Genomic DNA, 20292 nt, shown 5'->3' on the forward strand with positions numbered 1-20292 from the left:
AAGGCGCGACTTCCTGCTTTCCTCTATAATATCACTACGGAAGAGCAGAGAAAAAGTTCCTGACTTGCGCGATTCGTTCTCCTTAATTACACCATTCCCTGACTCGAGACACATCAGACCACAGAATGAGAAAAAGACAGCCTGCATACTACAGGCTGTCTGACGATATCGTTATCATAAGTCCATGAACAGCGATACGATCGGCCAGATCAAAATGATCAGAATGGCGATCGGACTCAGGTAACAGACGCTGAAGCGCCAGAACGGCATCAGCTTAGTCATCGTTTTTCCAGTACCAAGTTCCCGTGAGACGATCGATCTGTCGAGACGATAGCCCGCGAAAAGCGACAAGAGCAGAGCGCCTACAGGCATCAGGACGTTCGAGACGATGAAATCCATCCAATCGAAGAATGTCTTCCCTAAAACTGTGTCGTTCAACACGCCGAACGACAAGGCAGAAGGTATGCCGACGATCGCCACGAGAAGCGTCGTGGTCAAGGCGATTTTCCGTTTGTCTCGTATGACTGCCTCGTCCTTCAGATCAGTCAATGATGATACGACGACTTCGAGCATTGCGATTGAAGAAGTGATCGATGCAAAAGCAAACAGAAGGAAGAACAGGACTAGGAAGAACACACCAAATTGCATCTGGTCAAACACGCTCGGAAGCACGATGAACAGCAAAGCCGGTCCTTCCGCAGGATCGAGCCCTGCAGCGAAAACGGCTGGGAAGATGGCCAATCCGGCAAGGAGCGAGACAAGAACATTCAACGTGACGATCCAAGAAGCCGATCGCGTGATCTGTCCGCTTTCTTTCATATAAGAAGCATACGTCAACATGGCAGATACACCAACAGATAGTGAGAAGAAGGCTTGCCCGAGCGCACTGAGGACCGAGGTCCGATTCAATGCGCTAAAATCAGGTTTCAAGAAAAATTCGACTCCTGCATACGCGCCCTCAAGCGTCAACGCACGACCGACTAGAATGATGAAACAGACGAACAATAGTGGCATCAATATCTTGCTCATCCGTTCGATCCCTGCTTGGACCCCGTTCAAGACGATCCAGAGGGTGACAGCGAGAAAAGTGATTTGCCCTGCGACAGCATACAGCGGGTCGCCTGATACTTCGCCGAACAACTCACCGAGTTCCTTAGCCGAGAGTCCATTCAGCGCACCTGTCACGGACAGAACCGTGTAGATCAAGACCCATCCTCCGATGACGCTATAAAATGACAACAAAAGAAAACAGGTTATGATTCCGATCAATCCGATGAAAGTCCATCGTTTATGACCCAGTTCCTTGAATGCCTGCAATGCCGTTTTTCCACTTGCCCGCCCAATGATGAATTCCGATAAGAGAACTGGTAAGCCAAGCAATAACGTAAAGATCAGAAACAAGAGAAGAAAAGCTCCTCCCCCATTCGTCCCTGTCGTGTACGGAAACTTCCAAATCGCTCCTAGTCCGATCGCGGAACCCGCGGCGGCCAAGATGAATCCAATCTTTGAAGCCCATGCATTTGACTTCATGGAGCCTCACCTCCTTTTCAAGTTCTGTCTCATTGTACAAAACTTGAAAAGAGATGTCACCCTTTAACGGATATTCTCTTTAAAGCATAAAAGCACAGAAGGATTTTCGCAAAGAAAAACCGCGGTCAACGAGGCCGCAGCATTTCATTAACGAACTATATTCATCAAACAGGACGATCCTTCAGAAGACCTGCGAACATTTTGAGTCGTTTCGGTAAGACTCGGACCGTCACTGGTGTCTCAAGAGCCTTCTCACCGTCCGTATCGATGATTTTCGGCACGTTCGTCCGCAACTTGAACCCTCGCGTCAGGATGTGGGTGAACGAAGGCTCGGATTGCAATCCGATTTTCTGTAAGATGACGTCTCGAATCGTCGTCAAGTTCAATTCGTCGATGATGACGAGATCGAGCAGACCGTCCCTGTATGCTTCTTCGGACAGGTTCGTCTCGATTCCGCCAAGCGACTCTCCATTAGCAGCAAGGATCAGGACCGCTTCGCCTGTCAGCTTCTCTCCCTCCTCGAGATCAATTTCATACGTGAAGGGTTCAGCCTCCATCGATGAGCGGATCGTCGAGAGATAATACCCCATCTTCCCGAGTCTCGCCTTCTCCTCTGAATCGATTCCGATCGACGCCTCGGCAATGAGACCTACACCGAGGAAGTTCAGGAAGTATGTCTCATCGACCTGTCCCAGATCGACATCAGTCACCCTGTTCGTCGCGATTACATCCGCAGCTTGCCGGGGTGCTAGCGGAAGACCAAGTGTACGAGCGAAATCGTTGCATGTTCCGCCTGGAATGATGCCGAGGATGGGCGGATCGTCGAGCACGGAAAGACCGTTGATCACTTCGAACACCGTTCCGTCTCCGCCGATGACGATCAGCGCATCGTACTCTTTTGCACCGCTTGCGAACCTTGCAGCATCACCGGCCTGCCTCGTTTGGCGAACATCTATTTCTTCGTAATCGCTTGATAACGGACCGATCACATCAGGTAACAATCCCTCGTCCTTAGGACCAGCAGTCGGATTCGTGATGATCAAGAGCTTCATTTGATCAGGCCTTCCTTCTTCAAATAGGTTTCTGCTACTGCTCTCGCACTCTTTCCTCCATAAGCCACTTCCTCATTCATGGCGGACATCTCTTCATCCGTGATCTTTCCAGAGAGCTGTTCGAGGGCAGCCCCGATTTCCGGATACTTTTCGAGCGTCTCCGTCCGTAGCAGAGGAGCTCCTTGGTAAGGCGGGAATAGCTGCTCGTCATCCTCGAGGACGACCATGTCGTATTTCGCGATTTCAGGATCAGTCGAGTATGCATCTATGACCTGCACATCGCCAGCCTCGATCGCCTTGTAACGGAGTTTAGGCTCCATCGTCACTACCTCTTTGAAGTTGACGCCATAGTTCTCTTGGATTCCTTTATAGCCGTCCTGCCGATCCTTGAATTCGAGCGTGAAGCCTGCAGTCAGCTGGTTTGCGACCGCCTGCAGATCGCTGATCGTCTTCAAATCATATTGCTCGGCCACTTCACGCGGAACGGCGACTGCATAGGTGTTGTTGTACGCCATCGGCTCAAGAAGGGACAAGTCTTGCTTCTTCAGTCCTGCCTTCGCCTGCTCGAAAACGGCCTCGGATTCATTCGACTCCGGTTTTTCGTTCGTCAGGCTGGCAAGAACCGTACCGGTGAACTCGAGATAGAGATCGATTTCTTCAGATTTCAAAGCTTCGTAGACGAACGTCGTCTTGCCGAAGTTCGGCTTGACCGCGACAGCGAGGTCCGATTCTTCCTCGATCAGCAGCTTATACATGTTCATGATGATCTCAGGCTCGACACCGAGCTTGCCGGCGACAGTGAGGTCCGGCTTTTCTGCACGGTTCAACGCGAAAGGTGTAAGGATGAGGACGAGAATCAAACCGAGTGCTGCGAACAACCTTCCCTTCTGCCGCTTGCCAGAAGCGATTTCCGTCTGCCTGAGCAGAAAGTCGAACAGCAGGGCGAGCAATGCAGCAGGGATCGCCCCAAGGATGAGCAGGTTGTTGTCATTGCGGTCGATTCCTAGCAAGATGATGGAGCCGAGACCTCCCGCTCCGATCAATGCCGCAATCGTCGCGGTCCCGATGATCAAGACCATCGCCGTCCGGACACCGGCCATCATGACCGGTAAGGCGAGCGGCAGTTCCACCTTACGAAGACTCTGTCCTGGTGTCATACCACATGCCCGTGCCGCCTCCTTGATGGACGGATCGACCTCGATAAGGCCCGTGTAAGTGTTCCGTACGATCGGCAGCAGCGCGTAAAGGACGAGCGCGATCACCGACGGGACAGTTCCGATTCCGACGAGCGGAATGAGCAATCCGAGCAATGCGAGTGACGGGATCGTCTGAATGACGGATGTCGCCCCGATCGAGACCTCACTCGCGCGACGGTTTCGGGACAGATAGATACCGAGCGGGATGGCAATCAGGCAAGCGATGACGAGCGAGAGGACCGAGAGCTGGATGTGTTCGATCAATGCTTGGATGAGTTCTGATTTTCGTTCCGTGAACGTCTCAATTAGTCCGTTCATTCCGTCACCCCCCTGGTCTGTCCAAGGAACTCGCGGACGAATGGATCAGTCGTTTTCAACAGCTCGTCCTTATTGCCGATGAACACGATATGACCTTTGTCCATCAGGCAAATCCGACTGCCAAGCTTCAAAGCTTCGTTCATGTCGTGTGTCACGAACAGGATCGTCTTCCCGAGTTCCGAGTTGAGGCGAAGAAGGTCGTTTTGGAGCTGCTCCCTCGTGATCGGATCGAGTGCAGAAAACGGCTCGTCCATCAGGATCACATCCTGTTCAGCAGCTAAGGCCCGCATGACGCCGACCCGTTGTTGCTGTCCCCCTGACAACTCTGCCGGATACTTGTTTCTCAAATCGGGACTCATCCCGGTAAGGCTGAACAGTTCATCGATTCTCGACTCGATTTTCTTCTTATCCCAGCCGAGCAACTCAGGGACGACCGCGACATTCTCAGCTACCGTCATATGGGGGAACAGAGCGATTTGTTGCAGCACGTATCCGATACGCCGTCTCAGTTCATGTTCGTCGATCGACATGATCGGTTTACCTTCGATCCATATCTGTCCGTCCGTATGGTCTATCAATCGGTTTACCATCTTCATCGTCGTCGTTTTCCCGCATCCCGATGGACCGATCAAACAAAAGATCTCTCCGCGATCGACTTTGAATCGCAGATGTTCGACGGCGACCGTACCATCCGGATAACGTTTACTGACGTCTTTAAATTCAATCATGAACCATCCTCCTCACGTGTTGCCTATATGTAGTCCTCCCGAATTTTCCCCTTCTTTTGCCACTTTCAAACCTTTAAATCCCAATCGGTGAAGACAAAAAAACGCCCCCGTCAAGGAGGCGTGCACTATAGATTATATCAAGGTCAGTAGATCGTCACTTCGACGGTTCTGCGTCCCCATTGAATCGCTTCTTCTTCTGTCTCCATCATCAAGTCCATGATTTTGCCGTTGATGACGCCGCCTGTATCGATGGCGATCGCATCTCCGAATCCTTTGACATGTACTTTCGTTCCCAGTGGAATGACGTTCGGATCGACAGCGACGATTCGGCGACCTTCATAAAGAATCGTGTTCGTCACGTCGTAGCCTGAAGCCGTCAGAACTTTTCCATCATACGTACCGTTCAGCGCAGCATCGTTCGTATACGCGGTAGTCTCGAACATCTCGACCCGCCCGCCCGCGGCTTTCGCTTCATTCCGTTGCGGCGTTTCCGTCCGTACGGAAGTTTTGGCTACTTTGCGGTCTGCAGCTTTCTTTTCTTCGGCTGCAGCTTTTTTCTCAGCTTCGGCCGCTTTACGTTCAGCGATTTTTTTCGCCTGCTCGATTTTTCTTTGCTCATCGGCACGTTTCTTCGCCTCGAGCTTTGCTTTAAGTTCAGCCTTCTTCTCAGCTGCGATACGTTCCTTATCCCGCTTCATCTCGAGCGGATTCTGTACGATTTGTTTATCTGTCCCAATACCGATCTGGGCTGCATATGTGTGATCTGGTTGTAGTGTCGCGAATCCGATGATGGATAACATCGCCGCGAAAAGAGCGTGTTTCAGCTTCATGTAGTCAATCAACCTTTCTGGCCAGTTGTGGCTTACACAACTTATCATGCAGAAAATTGATTTGAGAAGTCTTTAAGTCAAACTGAAATATATCTGTCAAAAAGACAACCTCGGAAAAACACGCTTACAATTCTTGCATAAAGCATTGGTATTAAAGGATTATTCGAGTGTATACCTTCCTCGCAAGCCTCTAACACCCTGTAACTCTTCTGTAATATTTCTGATAAGTGTGACCAAAACGGCTCAACGGAGCCGTTTTTGAAAAAAGTGGCAATCTCTACTCATCAAATGTCCAGAAAATCCTATGCATATTTTCAAGCAGACATTTGGATATTCATATATATTACATCTTCATTCATTTTTATGTATGAAAAAGCTCTTCTGCGTTTCCGCAAAAGAGCTTCCTGATAATTCCACTTCATTACTTGCGTTCAAGCAGTTCGATTTCCGATTTCAATAGCACCTGTTTTTCGAACTCGAAACCGAGTGAATCGAAGTTTTTAGTATGTGAAAGGTCGCCGACGACAGTATTCGTAAGAACAGCAGTCACTTCTGCAATCCAGCCTTCCTTCGTCTTGACCATGTCCCCCACCTGGTAATCGAACAATTCTTCAGTTTCTTCCATGCATCTCATCTCCTGATCCATTCAGATAACTATTATCATATAAAAATTTTTGTAAAAAAGCTAGTCTGAGCGCAGTTCCTGCAAGAACTGGCGCAGTATTCTTGCCGTCAATCCCCAAATGAGGTAGTTCTCGTGTTCATAGAAATGCTCCGTCACTTCGAAACGACGATTTACGTAAGCTTCGCGGTTCGCCATCCGTTCGACCGGTACCGTCTTACCCGGTTTGATCTGCCACTCCATCTCTCCACGAATCGGGTCAGCCTGCAGCAGCTGGCTGAGCGGAACAGTAAAGACGTGGTCCACTTCATCAGGCGACGGGTTCAATACATCCGAGTGGAGTATTCCGACGAAAGGATAGATGATGGAACGGCTCGGAGCGACTGTCGGGACGAGCGGTCCAATCAATTCGACATCCTCGCGACGTACGTTCAATTCTTCCATCGTCTCACGAACAGCTGCCTCGCGCGGCGTCTCACCAGGATCTATCCGCCCGCCAGGGAAAGCGATTTCGCCCGGCTGTGATCGAAGCGTCTTTGCTCGAACCTGAAATAACAGACACAATTCGCCATCCCGCTCCATCATCGGGACGAGGACTGCAGAAGAGCGTGGCGGAAGATCGTCCTGTAAGTCGCTGAACACTTTCCGGATCTCATCGAACGTCCATTTCTGACTCACGGTGTTTCCTTCGCTACTGCCTGATAGGCTTCTTCCAAATTCCGCATCCGCTGAATCAAATCGGCGTTCTTTGCGATCCGGTCTGACAAGATTGATCCGGAGACGACTTTATAGTAAGCGTTCAATGCCTGTGTCTTGGTCATGTACGCTTCATTCTGCTTGATGTATTCCTTGAAGTTCGCCATCAGACGTGCCGGGGCGAAAAGCTGTTCGTTCATGGTCCCTCATCCTTTCCTGCATTCCTGCACACATTTTACGTTGTCTCTTCTATTTTATCATAATCAAGATAGAATACGCCCGTCTCTGAATGAACAGCACGGAGTCCGGAAATAGCGGGCGATGAATCTCCTCTTCATGTGTTCAAGTCCACCATGGGTCATGAATTCCATATGGATAGTCGGCCCATCTTCGTCCGAGCAGCAGACGATCTTGATCGCAAATGACTTCTCGGCTCGGGGAACCCGTAGCAATCATGAAGAATGAGCTGCCGATGCTGGTTGTTTCGCGGGAGAATAGGGTAATAGTTTTTTAGAAGAAATCATAAATCATTCGACCGGGACTGAAAGTAGCCGGTCTTACCTGAGATGTCAGATAAGGGGTGGTCTTGTTGAGTCATAAAATTGATGTCCTGATAGTCGGTGCCGGTCCTACGGGTTTGACACTCGCCCTCGCCTTGTCCAGATATGGATTAACGTTCCGCATCGTCGAACGAGCACCTAACCGTTCGACCGTTTCAAAAGCAATCGGGATCCAGGCACGTTCACTTGAGATATTTGCTCGACTAGGTGTATCCGAGGAGATCATGGAGAATGCGATTAAAATCAATCAGGGAAATCTGTATGTCAACGGCAAATGGCAGGCAAAGCTCGATTTCACGGATTTGAATACGCCGTTCCCGTTCGTTACGCTTCTTCCTCAAAGCGAGACGGAACGTATCCTTGAAGATAAGCTGCTTCAGTACGGCCACCAGGTCGAACGCGAAACGGAATTGACAGGATTCGCTCAGTTCCCGTCCAACGTGACAGCGACTTTGAAGAAGGACGGCGAAGTCGAGGTCGTCGATGCCTCTTTCGTCATTGGTGCGGACGGAGCGAACAGTTTCATCCGGCGGGAACTCGGGTTGCCCTTCAGCGGAAAATCCTTCAAAGAATCATGGGCGCTCGCTGACATCGAAGTCGACTGGCCGCTTTCTTCTGAGGAGGTGCATATATTCTTCTCGGACCAGGGTGTCATCGAATCGTTTCCGCTACAATCGAACGTCTTTCGGATCACAGGCAATCTCGTCAAGGACGCGCCTCCAACCGATATGGAGGCGATTTCCAGTTTTTTGAACGGTCGCGCCAAGATTCCGTTCGACCTGAAAAAAGTCCATTGGTATTCGATGTTCCGCGTGCACAATCGAATCATCGATCGCTTCGGTCATCACCGCATCTACTTGATCGGTGATGCTGCCCACATCAATTCCCCGGTCGGCGGCCAAGGGATGAACACCGGAATCGGGGATGCGATGAACCTCGCCTGGAAACTATGGTGCGTCCATACCTTCAGAGCCAGCTTCCCCCTCCTCGAGTCGTACAGTGAGGAACGGAGGGACGCAGCGAAAGGAATTCTCCGCTCCACCAACCTTGCGACGGAGCTACTTCAAGTGAACATCCCCTTTCTCTTGCCGATTCAGGAGAAAGTGATCCGCAACGGTTTGAAGGTCGTCCCGATTCATGCTTACTTGACGAACCGGATTGCACAACTCAATAGTAAATATCCTTCTTCGAGCCTGTTCGTTTCGAATGGGCACTTCAGCCTCGGCTCACCACGTCCGGGTGAACCGATGCCGTATAGCGAGGTCGTCGATCCGAGGACGAGGCGTAACGAGTTGCTCTTGCGTCGTGCAACCCGAAACTTTCTTCTGTTGATCTTCTTGCCGAAAAATCAGGCCGTGTCGATTGAAGGCTTCGAGACCTTATCGCACCGGTATCCGGAGCTGTTCGAGACGGTCACGATTCACCAGGACCTCGTCAAGGATGGTGTCATCGACCAGGGAGGTGAGCTCTCACGCAAATTCGGAATCCATCAGTCGGGAATCTACCTCGTGCGCCCGGACGGCTTCATCGCCTACCGTCAGCAAGGTCTCAAGCTTGAGCCACTCCAGGCTTACATCGAGCATTTACTTTATGCCAGATGAAGCCGTATGATGTTTATGAGGTGAGAAACAGGAATGGAAACGATACGTATCGCATTGATCATCATCCTCGCCGTCGCTTTCATCGTCATCGTCTTCGGACGGACGAAGGAGTCGCTGCGCTGGGTACAGTTCGGAGAAGGATTCGGTGAGAAGGGAGAAGCTTTGCTTCGGGACTATGATCGATTGCAGGCCGCTAACGTGACTTGCCGCGTCGAGCGCGGTGTGCCGACGAGCCGCATCTTCAGGAGGTTCTCGCGCAACCTAGACGACCGGGTCGCTTTATTCGTTCTTAAGGAAGAAGCGTCACGCGCCGAGCAAGTGCTCTCTAAAAAGTAAAAAGACGACATGACCATCTCTGACAAAGAGAATTCAGGTCATGTCGTCTTTTTTTGGAGCGAGAGCAACGTATAGGCGACTTGCTTGATTTGTTTTTCGGCTAAAGGCGATCCTTTGCGCTGTTCGATGACTTCCTTGACGATTGAAAAGTCTTTACCGACAGAAAGCTTAAGCCGTTCCTTGCGCAGGTCGGTCGCTTCAGGATAGACGAGTACAGGAAGAACCGGAATAACAAGATCATAATCCTGTTTCAGCATCTCACGCATCAGTCGGCACATCAACTTCAACTCTTCCCCGGGGTGACTGGTTGATCGTTTCCAGCCGTGCTTCGTCATGACACGGTATTCGGTGTTCGTTAGATGAACCTGTTTCAGCTGCCTTACGTCGACGAGTATCAAACCTTTAGGGCCGACCAAAGCATAGTCGATCAGACGTCCTCCAATTTCGACGTCCTCGACGAGCATCCAGTCGAACCGGCACGTCAAGCGCACCTCATCGACCAGTTGATCCAAATAACTGATGTCGGCTGAAGGTTGTGGCTTCAATCGGAAAAATGTCGTCTTTTGCGCTACCTTCTCTTTTTGCGTCAATACTTGCAGCATTCCGCCCCCACCTGTCCCTATATTTGTCTGTATCTTACCATTCCCTTTCTCTGGCAATCAAGGCATTGAAAAAAGAGGGGAATCTCCCCTCTTCATCCCTCTTGGTGAGGTTTTCCGAAAACCGCCTTCTCAAGGTTCGAGATTCGGCGAAGCATATCGTAGTTCGATGAGTTTGAAACCGGTACCTCTGCCTCTTGCCGGCGAACCGGTGCTTGACCTTTCAGCTCTGCGTTTTCTTTCTTCAAGCGCTCGATTTCTCGCTCGAAGTTCTCATAATCCTTGATGATCAAGTCGAGATAGCCATCGACTTCTTCGATGACGTATCCGCGAAGTCCCGTCTTGAATTCTTTCTTATAGATGCTGTCTGCAGTCAATTCCGGTTTAATCATTCCATTCACTCCCACTGGTCATTGTATCGTAAGTCCTGCTCGATCATCGAGAGATCGTCTTGCGTGATTAAAAACAGTCGATAGTCGGATCTTTCGGACTCCGCTCGTGCACGTTCCACCATGAAGCGTGCTGATCCCCCGTGTTCCTCATCGAACACGGAGAGAAGTCCACTGCTCTTTTGAATCATGAACTCCGTCTTGTTTCGAAGCTGAGACGGGTTCTCATATGGCTTTTGGCTGATCGCCTCGACGAAATCGGCTCTTTTCAAGATGTCGAGGTAGTAGGCTTGGACGCCTTCCTTCCACTTCGATTCTTGCTCTAGGAACGGCAAGAGAATGCCGAGCTTGATATCCGGATAATCCTTCTTGAGATCAAGTACGACCTCACTCGCCCAGAGTTCACAACCTGGGCTGCCATTCGTGATGAACCAGCTCGTTCCCTCGTCCTCGATCAAGCGTATGATCCGTTCACGATATGCTGCCTTCAAGACCGGGATACCAGGATGTTTCTGATCGAAAATCCCGAGTTCGTTCGGCTTGTATCCTGTAATAGCGACAACGTTCATGAACGACACTTCCTTTTCAGTCGATTACTGCGGTGATCGAGTTGCTGAAGCAGCCGCTCCTTGCGGGATGCGAGCAAGTGTCCCCGTTCAAGCAGCTGTCTGGCTTGTTCAGTATAATCATAAGCAAGCTCGGGATCTTTTGCAATGTGCTCCGCGTACTTCGCAAGTTCGATATAGCTCAGGAATCCTCCGCTTTTCTTGAAGCACGCAGCAGCCTCCTCGTGCTTTTTCAAGCGTTTGTTCAGCAGTCCTTGGCGGAACCAGCCCGATTCTGACAGCTCGGACGCCCGTTCGAAGTGGCTCACAGACTGATCATCGATTTTGAGGTCCGCCAGCCAGACCGCAATGTTCTCGCGGACTGCAGGGAGCGCCTCCTCCCGATGGGTCACAAGCCGGTTGCACTCGTCATACAGGCTGACGAGGGTCAGACAATCAGTCGCATGGTGCTTGAGCACCCCGTCCATGATCTCCGGCTTTTGATGTTCCACGTACTGGAAGTAATGCATCGGGGCGAGAAATCCAGGTAGATCATCTTCACGCTCATGTCCGATTCGCTCCTCCATCCGACCGAGCCGGAAGGAATCCTCCTGGCCTCTGAACATGCGGCGACAGACGTGGAGTAGGTCGAGATGTCCAGCCTTCGGCAGTTTTGGAACCCGGTCGCGGACGAACACGTGCCGCGTCTTCACCTGCGGCCAGTCGAAGCTCTTACCGTTGTATGTGACGAACTTCACCTCATCTCCGATATCCTCGAGGAAATGATGATAGAATGCCGCCTCAAAGTGCGGATGCGGCAGGAAATATTGGCGCAGGAGAAGAGAATCCCCTTCAAATCGGGCAAAGCCGAGGAGAAAGATCGTCGTCCCTGCTCCTTTTAATCCAGTCGTCTCCGTATCAAAAAAGATGATCCGGTCGAGCGGAACGTCGAGACCGAGCGGCGGATGCGGTAACTGCAGGGAATCATGCGCCTCCTTGAAACTACGCTTCCCATGTCTCTCTTCGAGTTCGAAACGCTTGTCGATCCGAACGATCCATTCCTCCTCGAACGTCAGAATCTCAGCTCCCCGATCTCTCCAGGCGGCTTGCTCCTCCGTCCATTCCTCTTGACGCTCGGGCTGAATCGTTTTTTCATTCGTGCCGCCTGTCGCCCCGAGCATCCGTCTTAACTTGTTTTTCATCGCAGACTCTTCTCCATTTCATCGAGTATCGCTATCGTGCGCTCTTTCTCATCCTCTAGTCCGACCATTCCGATACAAGCCGGACAGCCGCCGATGCAAGGGCATGTCGCAATCGAGTCCCGGGCAGCGGACAGCATCCTTGCGCGCTGTTTGTAGATTGCGGTCGATAGGCCTACACCGCCCGGGTACCGATCATAGAGGAAGACGGTCGGTCGCCTCGTATGCGTCGCCTTCACCTGGGGGACGACGAAGACGTCGCTCGCGTCACACATCAAGTAGAGAGGTGCCACCCGCCGCAAGCTGTTCGCGACACCTTGCAACACCTGTTCGAGCTGCGTGCTCGATTCGGATTCGGGAAGCGTGAACCAGACGCCCGTCGTATGGATTTCACGCTCCGGCAGATGGATCGGTCCCGAACCGATGTTCTCATGTGTACCGAATTTGATTTTCTTGAACATCGTTGCCATACCTCGGACGCTGACATCGCCGCGCGCGACCGAATATCCTTCACTCTCGAATGACTCGTCCTCTTCAAGCACCGTCAACTCGACGGAGAAGTTCGCGTCGGTGTAGTAGTCGACATCAACGGCACGGACATATGCTTTCTTCTCCTCGAAATCGAGCATCTCGACTTGGTACTGATCAGCTCCATGAAGGTAGATCGCCTCATCGTGAAGCAATGTCATCGCGCTGAAGACATCCATCTCCCCGATCACCCTGTTTGGCACTTCCGTCTGATCGATGATGACGACGTTCTCCTGGTCGCTCGAACGCAGGGAGACTCCATGGGCCGGGAACGCATCGTTCATCCAGTAATATCGTTCGCCGCGAGCATTCAATACCCGCTCCTCGACGAGGTATTCAAGGATGTCCTCCGTATCGAGATCACCAAAGCGCTCGCCCCGTTTGAACGGTAGCTCGAACGCGGCGCATTTGACGTGATCGACAGCGATGATTAAGTTGTTCGGATCGAGGCGTGCCGACTCAGGTGACTGATCAAGGAACAATTCCGGGCGCTCTGCTACATATTGATCGAGTGCTCCTGAGGAGGCGACGAGTATGATCAGCGCATCATCCTGCCTGCGTCCAGCACGGCCAGCCTGCTGCCACAATGAGGCGATCGTGCCGGGGTAACCGTTCATGATGCACACTTGCAGTTGACCGATATCGACGCCGAGCTCGAGGGCGTTCGTCGAGACGATGCCTGTGATCTCACCGCGACGGAGGCGTTGCTCGATCTGGCGTCGCTCCGACGGGAGGTACCCGCCGCGATACCCTTCGATCGACTTCGGTCCGAGTTCATGCCGGACGAGACTCCGTAAATATGTCAACAGCACCTCCACCCGGACCCTCGAGCGGGCGAAGACGATCGTCTGGAACTTGTTCTTGATGAACCGGGTCGCGAGCTGTTTCGTCTCGAGCGTCGCTGACCTGCGGATGCCGAGCTGCGCATTGACGACCGGGGGCTGGTAGACGATGAAATGTTTGCGCCCGGACGGTGCACCATTCTGATCGATCAACTCGACCTCCTGCTCCGTCAGGCGTGAAGCGAGTTCCTGCGGATTCGCGATCGTCGCACTAGTCATGATGAAGACGGGATCACTCCCGTAATAGCGGCATATCCGCCGAAGGCGCCGGATGACATTCGCGACATGACTGCCGAAGACGCCCCGGTACGTGTGAAGCTCGTCGATGACGACGTACTTCAAATTCTCGAACAACTCGATCCATTTCGTATGATGCGGCAGGATACCGGAATGGAGCATGTCCGGATTGGTGATGACGATGTTGCCTGCCGTCCGTACCTTCGTCCGGATCGTCGGCGAGGTATCCCCGTCATAGGTGAAACATCGAATGTCTGCGTCAAGCGTGTCGATCAGCTCGAGCAATTCACTGTTTTGATCCTGCGCAAGCGCCTTCGTCGGGTAGATATAAAGTGCCCTCGACTTCGGCTCCTCAAGCATCTTCGTCAGGACAGGCAGGTTAAAACAATACGTCTTCCCGGATGCGGTCGGGGTGACGACGACGGCTGATCTCCCGGCCGTCACTTGTTCGAAGGCGAGTGCCTGGTGCGTATAGAGCTGATCGATCCCTCTTGAGCGGAGCGCTTTGCGCAACTTTTCCGGAAGTTGACGCGGAAATGGCAGATACGTCCCTTCCTTCGCTTCGATCGTCTTCATATAGGTGACGCGTTCCATGAACGCGGGGTCTTGTTTCAATTCTTCGAGATAGGCGGACAATGTTCGTTTCGTCCTCATTCTCTCACATCCTTCCAACTTCCATTGTACACAAAAAGAGACGGGATGACCGCAAGCATACGCTTGCGGCCACTCGTCTCCCCTGCCGAGAATCATCGATCGTCCTGCTGGTCTTCCTTTTTCGCTTTCTCGATCTGTCTCGCTCGTTCTTTTTCATCTTTTTTATTGATAGAGGCTTCCCCTTCAGGCTGTTCCTCAGTATCATCTTGGTTCTGTTGCTCGTCCTGCTGGTCATTCTGATTTTCGTCTTGCTGACCATCATCCTGCTGAGTTTCATCCTCTGCAGGCGTGTCTTCAGGCGTGTCTTCAGGGGTCTCCTCAGCCGGTTGCTCCTCAGCAGGCTGTTCTTCTTCAGGTTGACCCTCTTCAGGTTCGACGACCGTCTCCTCCTCGCCAGCGACATTGACCGTCGCCGTGATGGAACCTGACTTCTCCCCGTCAGCAATCGCTTCGACGGAATAGGTCGTCACACCTTCGACCAGATCGCGGATTGCGACTCGTGTATCGGAAGTCGTTCCGACGATCGTCTCTTTGCCGTTCGGACTCTTTTCCGTCACTTGGAACGTGACGTCTTCATAACCGTTCGCCCGGGCTGCTTCGTTATTATAACTCCAAGTCAGCTCACCTGATTTGCTTGGCTCGTCATAGGTCGCTTGGAGTCCTGTCGGTGCAGGGACATCCTTCTTCTCAACTTCTGGCTGTTTCGTACCTTTGACGTACAGTTCGTCGCCAAAGCTGAGGACGGAGTTCGGCTGTTCGAACGGAGCAGGTGTCCGGTCCCGAGTCTTCGTGATGAAGTCGCGCCAGATCTGCTGTGCGTGTTTGCTGTTCTGGCTGAGACCCGATCCGCCATTGTTGCCGGAATCTGTCGTTCCTGTCCAGACACTGATCGTCACGTCAGAAGTGTATCCGGTAAACCAGATATCCTTATTGTCGTTCGTAGTCCCTGTCTTCCCGGCCGCATCGAACGAAAGTCCTGCGTCAGGGAATGTGCCGCCAGGCTTCAGGACGTCACGCAGCATGTCTGTCAGCATGTACGCAGTATAGTCCTCCATCGCCTTTTTCGGTTTGATTGGAGACTTGATCTTCGACCCGTCACTGTATTCGATCGATTTGATGATGTGAGGTTTGACGTAGTCCCCTCCATTACCGAGCGTCGCGTAAGCTCCTGCCATCTGAGTCGTATTGAAACCGTATGATGCTCCACCAATTGCATAGGCAGGGGAAATCGATTCGTCCTTCTTCAGGGCGAGACCTGACTTTTCTGCGAACGCCTGGACCTTATCATCGCCGATTTCTTGGTACGTCTGGATAGCTGGCGTATTCGCTGAGATTTTCAGCCAGTGGCGGATGGTGTTGGTCCCAAGATAACCCTCATAGTAGTTGCCGATTTCCTTACCGTTCACTTCCGTCGGCTTATCGGTCAATACTTCCGCTGTCGACCATTTCTCATTCTCGATTGCTGGACCGTATGCAAAGAACGGTTTCGCCGTCGAACCTGGCTGGTGAGCCTCTTTCGCGTAATTGCGCCGATTTTTTCCACTGCCCGGATTCTTCCCGTCGACGATCGCAAGCACTTCGCCTGTTTTCGTGTTGACTGCGGAAGCGGCTGCCTCGGCGAATTCCGGCATCTTGACGATTTCGTCCTTCTTGACTGCTTCATTCATATAATCATGCATCGGCTTGTCGATCGACGTGTACACCTTGAGGCCTTGACCATAGATATCTTTGCCCTCGAGGCCGAACACGTCTTCGAGCTCCTGTGAGACCATGTCGAAGATGACATTGTCATACAGTCCGTTCTCCGCAACATCCTTCGAAGGGTTGATCAGCTTAGCAATCGGCTGTTTGACAGCCTTGTCGCGCTGAGCCTTCGTGATCGCTCCGGTCGTGTACATCGCGTCAAGCACTTGTGTCTGACGCCATTTCGTCAGCTTCGGATCCCCGTTGATCGGATCGTAGGCTGTCGGCCGTTGCGGAAGGCCGGCAAGCATCGCGGCCTCGGCATAGTTCAGCTTGTCGACCGTCTTGTCGAAGTATGCCTTCGAAGCTGTTTGGATTCCGTAGGACGACTGTCCATAGTAGTTCTTGTTCAAGTACATCTCAAGAATCTGATCCTTCGTGTACTCTTGTTCGAGACGGATGGCGAGCCATTGCTCCTGCACTTTCCGGCTGACCTTCTTCTCATAGCTGAGGAATGACATCTTGACGACCTGTTGTGTGATCGTCGATGCTCCTTCCGATCCAAATCCGTCCGTTACGTTCGCGATGACCGCGCCGCCAAGTCGTCGGAAATCGATTCCGTTATGCTGATAGAAACGACGGTCCTCGATCGAGATGAACGCATCTTTGACGATGTCAGGCACCTCATCGATCGAAACATACTCCCGGTTCGAGCCTGTCTGTTTGATTTGTTCGCCATCCCGTGCGTAGACGAGCATCGGCAAGCTGTCACGCAGCTTCGACTCATCGAGTTCCGGTGCTGTCGCGACGGCATATGCTGCAAAACCTCCGCCTATCAACATGAACACGACTGCGACGACCGCGCCGATCAGCGCAAGCTTCTTCCAAAAAGGACCTTTGCCTCCTGTCTTTTTCTTAGGACGCTTCGTCGCTTTCGCGGAAGTGTTCTTAGACTGTTCCCTGCGTGCTACACGACTTCTTTCCATATGTTATCCTACTCCTTCAAGCTTTCTGTTTCTCTAAAATAGATGGCGTCGACGGCGTTCAGATAATCGAGCGCCGGAAACGCACCTGTCTCCAACTTCTCACCATGAGCTTCGACTACCGCGAGGGGAATCGATTTACGGCCGGTTTCCATCTCATCCCACCAGGGGAACAGATGCTCGACCGGCAACACATATTGCACATTATACAGATTGAATCGAATGATGACAAAACAAATTCCACCATGACCGGCGCAATTGCGCATATGTTCGATTTGATGGGGGTGAAAATTTTTGAGGGGGAATGACGTCTTGTTATTCGTCTCTTTCGCTTCGAAATCAATGTATCTTCCACGGTATACGCCATTGAAGTCGGTCGTCGAGGGCTGTTTGAAATACGCTTCCCTGACGACGGCAGCCGAACGTTTCGGGTAGTCGACCTGCACGATCTGAAGAGGAGTAGGCTTCTTGTGAATGATTGCCCGATTGTGCGTCAGATAAAACGCATTACTTTCCTCGATCAGCTTCTCGAGCTTCATTCCGCGGTTCGAGAACGTCGAGTTCGTCCGTTTAGATTGAATCGGCGTGTTGCCGAGCACAGACGGCCGCTGATACTTTTTGCCATTCGGGTAGTTCATTTCTTTCCCCTCCGATCGTGTTTATTGTACCATTATCTAAGATTGTACCGTATCGGGCGAGAGAAGGAGTTGAGAATCGATGACAATTGAACCATTGCTTCAAGAAATCGAAAACATCTACAAGGAAGGCAGGGACGGCAGGGAATATGACTTCACACGGGATGTCGTACCGTTCGTCGAACGAGCCGATCGACTGATCGAAGAGTGGCAGCACAATGCCCAGAACAGCCCCTATCTGAGGACGAACATGGTCGAGAGTGCGGTCGATCAGCTGAAGCAGTTATCCGTCCAGGCCTTTCAGCCGAAGACCAGCCTGAAACGCTTCAACGAGACGATCAAGTCAGTCCGCTATATCGATCAGCTCATGCAGTGATTACCCGTGGTGCTATTCCTGAAAGAAGGAATGCTTGGTATACTTGTCGTATCTTATAATGGGGTATCCGAATCGTTCGTGAAGCTTTTTTTGCGGCCTGTTTCGCTTGGTCACGGCTTGAGAATCCGTAACATGACCTCACCTCGAAAATAAAGTGTGCAGTTAGTGTGCAGTCGGAGGGATTCACCTTGATGAATAAAGAGATCAACCACTTGAAAAATGTTGTCACAAAAGGAACCCTGAAGGTTGCGAACAACACGGCGAAAAAGTATGTCATGTTCGTTGATGAAACAGGAACTCCCAAGGGGAACACCCAGTTCAACCTGACGGGCGTGCTGATGGAGTACAAATATGCAATCGACTCGGATGAGACGGGCGAGCCGAGTCCGCTGCGGAAGCGGCTGATGGAGTTCAAATCGAATGTCTTCGAAGATCCGCATATCCCGTTGCACCTAAAAGAGATTTTGAAGGCGGAACATCCGTACGGGAAGGAAGACGGCATCACGATCGATATGCTCCGCCATTTTTGGCAGGCGTTGCCGGAATTCCTTGTCGACATCGACTGTACGATCGTCAGCGTGGAGGTCGATAAGCAGAAGTTGCAGGACTTCTACTCGACTCCGAAGGATCCATACGTCGTCGCCTTCGCCCACCTGATGAAGTCGTTCTACGCCTTCCTTGAAGAGACGGAAGCGACGAGCGCCCGGGTCGTCCTCGAGAGCCGGGATGATTACCAGAACCTTCTCATCCAGAAGGCGTTCTTCGATATCTTCAACTCCGGGACGGTCCATCTCGACGTCGAACGGAGCCGACAGAAAATCAAAGGATTCATCTTCGCTGAGAAGGACAGCGAACTGTATCAATCTGGCCTTGAGATCGCTGATCTCGTCTGTCTCCCGCTCTCCCGCGTGCGGCGAGGCGTGATCGAGGTGAAACCGCGGTTTGTCCATTATGGGGACGAAAACCGTATCTTCAAAGCAATCAAGGACAAAATCTACATCCGTCGTGACAGCCCGGATCAGGACTTCCGAAACTGGGGGTTCAAGAAGGTGCCAATCACGAAGAAGCGCCGCGAGTGGTCTGACACCCCTTGGAACGGATGAACGAAGAAGCCCGGAAGGCAATATGCTTTCCGGGCTTTTCATGTCCATTTTTCAATCACCTTTCGCCGCAGGTAGAGTTTGTGAAGCTCCGTAAGCAACTCTTCCGAAGCAGCGAAGGACGTGTAAAAGTGAAGATTTTCATAAAGGAATCCAATTCTGTCACTGGCGTTGACAGGTTTGGTCAAAAGCTCGTCAATCTCAGTCGATCTGCTTTCAAGACCGTTTATCCAAAACAGGATGTCGACTTCGGAGTCGATGATTTGCCGGAACCGCTCTTCTTCGAGGCGTGGCTTCCGTTTCGCGAAGGCCACCCGGACGACTTCAAGTTCCTGTTCGAGCTCCATGAAGAGCGGATACCAGGACAGCCTGTCCTTTTCCGGACGATCCGTATAACGCATCAGGCGAGCCCCTTCATCCGCTTCTTCCCTTCCCGGCACATGTCGAGGAGCGGGCAGGCAGGACAGTTCGGTTTCTGGGCTTTGCAATGATAACGGCCGAAGAAGATGAACTGATGATGGAGCTTCGACCACCGCTCGCGCGGGAAGCGACGCATCAAGGTCGTCTCGACCTCCGTGACGTTATCTTTCCACCTGCAGATGCCGAGGCGTTTCGAGACGCGTTCGACATGTGTGTCGACGGCAAAAGCCGGTTCGCCGAACGCGACGGACAGGACGACGTTGGCCGTCTTTCGTCCGACGCCCGGAAGTGCCTCGAGCGCCGTTCGGTCATTGGGAACTACACTCCCGTGGAGCGAGACGACTCGCTCCGAAAGGGCCTTGATGTTCTTCGCCTTGTTGCGGAAGAGCCCGATCCGCTTGATCTTCTCCTCGATTTCCGATACGTCGGCCGCTGCAAGCGCCTCGGGTGTCGGATATGCGGCGAACAGCGCTGGTGTCACCTTGTTGACCAGCGCGTCTGTCGCTTGGGCTGAAAGTGCGACCGCGACGACGAGTTCGAACGGGTTCGCATGCACGAGTTCACAAAAGGCGTCCGGGAACATCTCCTCGAGCGTATGCTCGATCCGTTCGATTTCTGCTTTTCTCAGCATCC

21 protein-coding genes are annotated in these 20292 nt (G+C 52.0%); 4 read left to right on the forward strand and 17 right to left on the reverse strand.

Features of this window, described 5'->3' with window-relative positions; all coding sequences use genetic code 11:
- Positions 1 to 174 precede the first annotated feature (174 nt).
- The 8 genes from DFG60_RS06575 to yvfG form a co-directional block, all read right to left on the reverse strand.
- Entirely contained in the window at positions 175 to 1530 is a 1356-nt protein-coding gene (locus tag DFG60_RS06575; RefSeq protein WP_114570945.1) for a sodium-dependent transporter, read from the reverse strand.
- A gap of 164 nt (positions 1531 to 1694) precedes the next feature.
- Positions 1695 to 2582 carry a diacylglycerol/lipid kinase family protein gene (locus tag DFG60_RS06580; RefSeq protein WP_114570946.1) on the reverse strand — a complete coding sequence of 296 codons (888 nt, stop codon included), beginning with the start codon at positions 2580 to 2582 and terminating at the stop codon, positions 1695 to 1697.
- Positions 2579 to 4096, reverse strand: coding sequence for an ABC transporter permease/substrate-binding protein (locus DFG60_RS06585; protein ID WP_114570947.1), 1518 nt, complete (start codon positions 4094 to 4096; stop codon positions 2579 to 2581). The genes DFG60_RS06580 and DFG60_RS06585 overlap by 4 nt, the downstream gene beginning before the upstream one ends.
- Entirely contained in the window at positions 4093 to 4824 is a 732-nt protein-coding gene (locus tag DFG60_RS06590; protein ID WP_114570948.1) for an ABC transporter ATP-binding protein, read from the reverse strand. Before DFG60_RS06590 ends, DFG60_RS06585 begins: the two co-directional genes overlap by 4 nt.
- A 143-nt stretch (positions 4825 to 4967) precedes the next feature.
- Entirely contained in the window at positions 4968 to 5654 is a 687-nt protein-coding gene (locus DFG60_RS06595) for a 3D domain-containing protein (protein WP_232818652.1), read from the reverse strand.
- Positions 5655 to 6075: 421 nt separating this feature from the next.
- Positions 6076 to 6279, reverse strand: coding sequence for a hypothetical protein (locus tag DFG60_RS06600; RefSeq protein WP_114570950.1), 204 nt, complete (start codon positions 6277 to 6279; stop codon positions 6076 to 6078).
- A 60-nt stretch (positions 6280 to 6339) separates the two neighbouring features.
- On the reverse strand, positions 6340 to 6954 hold the full coding sequence (locus tag DFG60_RS06605; RefSeq protein ID WP_232818653.1) for an NUDIX hydrolase: 615 nt from the start codon (positions 6952 to 6954) through the stop codon (positions 6340 to 6342).
- Positions 6951 to 7172: a protein YvfG gene (gene yvfG, locus DFG60_RS06610; protein ID WP_114570951.1), complete on the reverse strand. Its 222-nt coding sequence runs from the start codon at positions 7170 to 7172 to the stop codon at positions 6951 to 6953. The genes DFG60_RS06605 and yvfG overlap by 4 nt, the downstream gene beginning before the upstream one ends.
- A 380-nt stretch (positions 7173 to 7552) precedes the next feature.
- On the opposite strand from yvfG, the gene DFG60_RS06615 reads away from it, so the two are divergent.
- Both DFG60_RS06615 and DFG60_RS06620 read left to right on the forward strand, forming a co-directional pair.
- Positions 7553 to 9133: an FAD-dependent monooxygenase gene (locus DFG60_RS06615; protein ID WP_232818654.1), complete on the forward strand. Its 1581-nt coding sequence runs from the start codon at positions 7553 to 7555 to the stop codon at positions 9131 to 9133.
- A gap of 33 nt (positions 9134 to 9166) precedes the next feature.
- Complete coding sequence (locus DFG60_RS06620; protein ID WP_114570953.1) at positions 9167 to 9469, forward strand: hypothetical protein; 303 nt, start codon at positions 9167 to 9169, stop codon at positions 9467 to 9469.
- Positions 9470 to 9507: 38 nt separating this feature from the next.
- On the opposite strand, the gene DFG60_RS06625 is transcribed toward DFG60_RS06620, so the two are convergent.
- The 7 genes from DFG60_RS06625 to recU form a co-directional block, all read right to left on the reverse strand.
- Entirely contained in the window at positions 9508 to 10071 is a 564-nt protein-coding gene (locus DFG60_RS06625) for a nuclease-related domain-containing protein (protein ID WP_114570954.1), read from the reverse strand.
- Positions 10072 to 10163: 92 nt separating this feature from the next.
- Positions 10164 to 10460: a cell division regulator GpsB gene (gpsB, locus tag DFG60_RS06630; RefSeq protein WP_114570955.1), complete on the reverse strand. Its 297-nt coding sequence runs from the start codon at positions 10458 to 10460 to the stop codon at positions 10164 to 10166.
- Between the two features lie 5 nt (positions 10461 to 10465).
- Complete coding sequence (locus DFG60_RS06635) at positions 10466 to 11026, reverse strand: DUF1273 domain-containing protein (RefSeq protein WP_114570956.1); 561 nt, start codon at positions 11024 to 11026, stop codon at positions 10466 to 10468.
- Entirely contained in the window at positions 11023 to 12204 is a 1182-nt protein-coding gene (locus tag DFG60_RS06640; protein WP_114570957.1) for a ribonuclease H-like domain-containing protein, read from the reverse strand. The genes DFG60_RS06635 and DFG60_RS06640 overlap by 4 nt, the downstream gene beginning before the upstream one ends.
- A complete protein-coding gene (locus DFG60_RS06645; RefSeq protein ID WP_114570958.1) occupies positions 12201 to 14462 on the reverse strand; it encodes a DEAD/DEAH box helicase in 2262 nt (753 codons plus the stop codon). Before DFG60_RS06645 ends, DFG60_RS06640 begins: the two co-directional genes overlap by 4 nt.
- A gap of 92 nt (positions 14463 to 14554) precedes the next feature.
- Complete coding sequence (locus tag DFG60_RS06650) at positions 14555 to 17131, reverse strand: transglycosylase domain-containing protein (protein WP_114570959.1); 2577 nt, start codon at positions 17129 to 17131, stop codon at positions 14555 to 14557.
- Positions 17132 to 17139: 8 nt separating this feature from the next.
- Positions 17140 to 17766 carry a Holliday junction resolvase RecU gene (gene recU, locus DFG60_RS06655; RefSeq protein WP_114570960.1) on the reverse strand — a complete coding sequence of 209 codons (627 nt, stop codon included), beginning with the start codon at positions 17764 to 17766 and terminating at the stop codon, positions 17140 to 17142.
- Between the two features lie 79 nt (positions 17767 to 17845).
- Between recU and DFG60_RS06660 the strand changes: the two genes are divergently transcribed.
- Positions 17846 to 18139: a DUF1798 family protein gene (locus DFG60_RS06660; RefSeq protein ID WP_114570961.1), complete on the forward strand. Its 294-nt coding sequence runs from the start codon at positions 17846 to 17848 to the stop codon at positions 18137 to 18139.
- A gap of 191 nt (positions 18140 to 18330) precedes the next feature.
- A complete protein-coding gene (locus tag DFG60_RS06665) occupies positions 18331 to 19242 on the forward strand; it encodes a DUF3800 domain-containing protein (RefSeq protein ID WP_114570962.1) in 912 nt (303 codons plus the stop codon).
- 38 nt (positions 19243 to 19280) lie between these two features.
- On the opposite strand, the gene DFG60_RS06670 is transcribed toward DFG60_RS06665, so the two are convergent.
- The gene (locus tag DFG60_RS06670; protein ID WP_114570963.1) at positions 19281 to 19640 is read right to left on the reverse strand and encodes a YpoC family protein; all 360 of its coding nucleotides are present in this window, start codon (positions 19638 to 19640) and stop codon (positions 19281 to 19283) included.
- Positions 19640 to 20290, reverse strand: coding sequence for an endonuclease III (gene nth / locus DFG60_RS06675; protein ID WP_114570964.1), 651 nt, complete (start codon positions 20288 to 20290; stop codon positions 19640 to 19642). The genes DFG60_RS06670 and nth overlap by 1 nt, the downstream gene beginning before the upstream one ends.
- Positions 20291 to 20292: the final 2 nt, after the last annotated feature.

The sequence above is a fragment of the Exiguobacterium flavidum genome (assembly GCF_003344535.1).
Classification (GTDB): domain Bacteria; phylum Bacillota; class Bacilli; order Exiguobacteriales; family Exiguobacteriaceae; genus Exiguobacterium_A; species Exiguobacterium_A flavidum.

Coding starts and splice junctions, on each gene's coding strand:
- DFG60_RS06620 (WP_114570953.1), top strand. CDS start 9,167: ATGGAAACGATACGTATCGCATTGATCATCATCCTCGCCGTCGCTTTC.
- yvfG (WP_114570951.1), bottom strand. CDS start 7,172: ATGAACGAACAGCTTTTCGCCCCGGCACGTCTGATGGCGAACTTCAAG.
- DFG60_RS06670 (WP_114570963.1), bottom strand. CDS start 19,640: ATGCGTTATACGGATCGTCCGGAAAAGGACAGGCTGTCCTGGTATCCG.
- DFG60_RS06585 (WP_114570947.1), bottom strand. CDS start 4,096: ATGAACGGACTAATTGAGACGTTCACGGAACGAAAATCAGAACTCATC.
- gpsB (WP_114570955.1), bottom strand. CDS start 10,460: ATGATTAAACCGGAATTGACTGCAGACAGCATCTATAAGAAAGAATTC.
- DFG60_RS06595 (WP_232818652.1), bottom strand. CDS start 5,654: ATGAAGCTGAAACACGCTCTTTTCGCGGCGATGTTATCCATCATCGGA.
- DFG60_RS06575 (WP_114570945.1), bottom strand. CDS start 1,530: ATGAAGTCAAATGCATGGGCTTCAAAGATTGGATTCATCTTGGCCGCC.
- DFG60_RS06665 (WP_114570962.1), top strand. CDS start 18,331: ATGAATAAAGAGATCAACCACTTGAAAAATGTTGTCACAAAAGGAACC.
- recU (WP_114570960.1), bottom strand. CDS start 17,766: ATGAACTACCCGAATGGCAAAAAGTATCAGCGGCCGTCTGTGCTCGGC.
- DFG60_RS06600 (WP_114570950.1), bottom strand. CDS start 6,279: ATGGAAGAAACTGAAGAATTGTTCGATTACCAGGTGGGGGACATGGTC.
- DFG60_RS06580 (WP_114570946.1), bottom strand. CDS start 2,582: ATGAAGCTCTTGATCATCACGAATCCGACTGCTGGTCCTAAGGACGAG.
- DFG60_RS06660 (WP_114570961.1), top strand. CDS start 17,846: ATGACAATTGAACCATTGCTTCAAGAAATCGAAAACATCTACAAGGAA.
- nth (WP_114570964.1), bottom strand. CDS start 20,290: ATGCTGAGAAAAGCAGAAATCGAACGGATCGAGCATACGCTCGAGGAG.
- DFG60_RS06590 (WP_114570948.1), bottom strand. CDS start 4,824: ATGATTGAATTTAAAGACGTCAGTAAACGTTATCCGGATGGTACGGTC.
- DFG60_RS06645 (WP_114570958.1), bottom strand. CDS start 14,462: ATGAGGACGAAACGAACATTGTCCGCCTATCTCGAAGAATTGAAACAA.
- DFG60_RS06640 (WP_114570957.1), bottom strand. CDS start 12,204: ATGAAAAACAAGTTAAGACGGATGCTCGGGGCGACAGGCGGCACGAAT.
- DFG60_RS06625 (WP_114570954.1), bottom strand. CDS start 10,071: ATGCTGCAAGTATTGACGCAAAAAGAGAAGGTAGCGCAAAAGACGACA.
- DFG60_RS06650 (WP_114570959.1), bottom strand. CDS start 17,131: ATGGAAAGAAGTCGTGTAGCACGCAGGGAACAGTCTAAGAACACTTCC.
- DFG60_RS06635 (WP_114570956.1), bottom strand. CDS start 11,026: ATGAACGTTGTCGCTATTACAGGATACAAGCCGAACGAACTCGGGATT.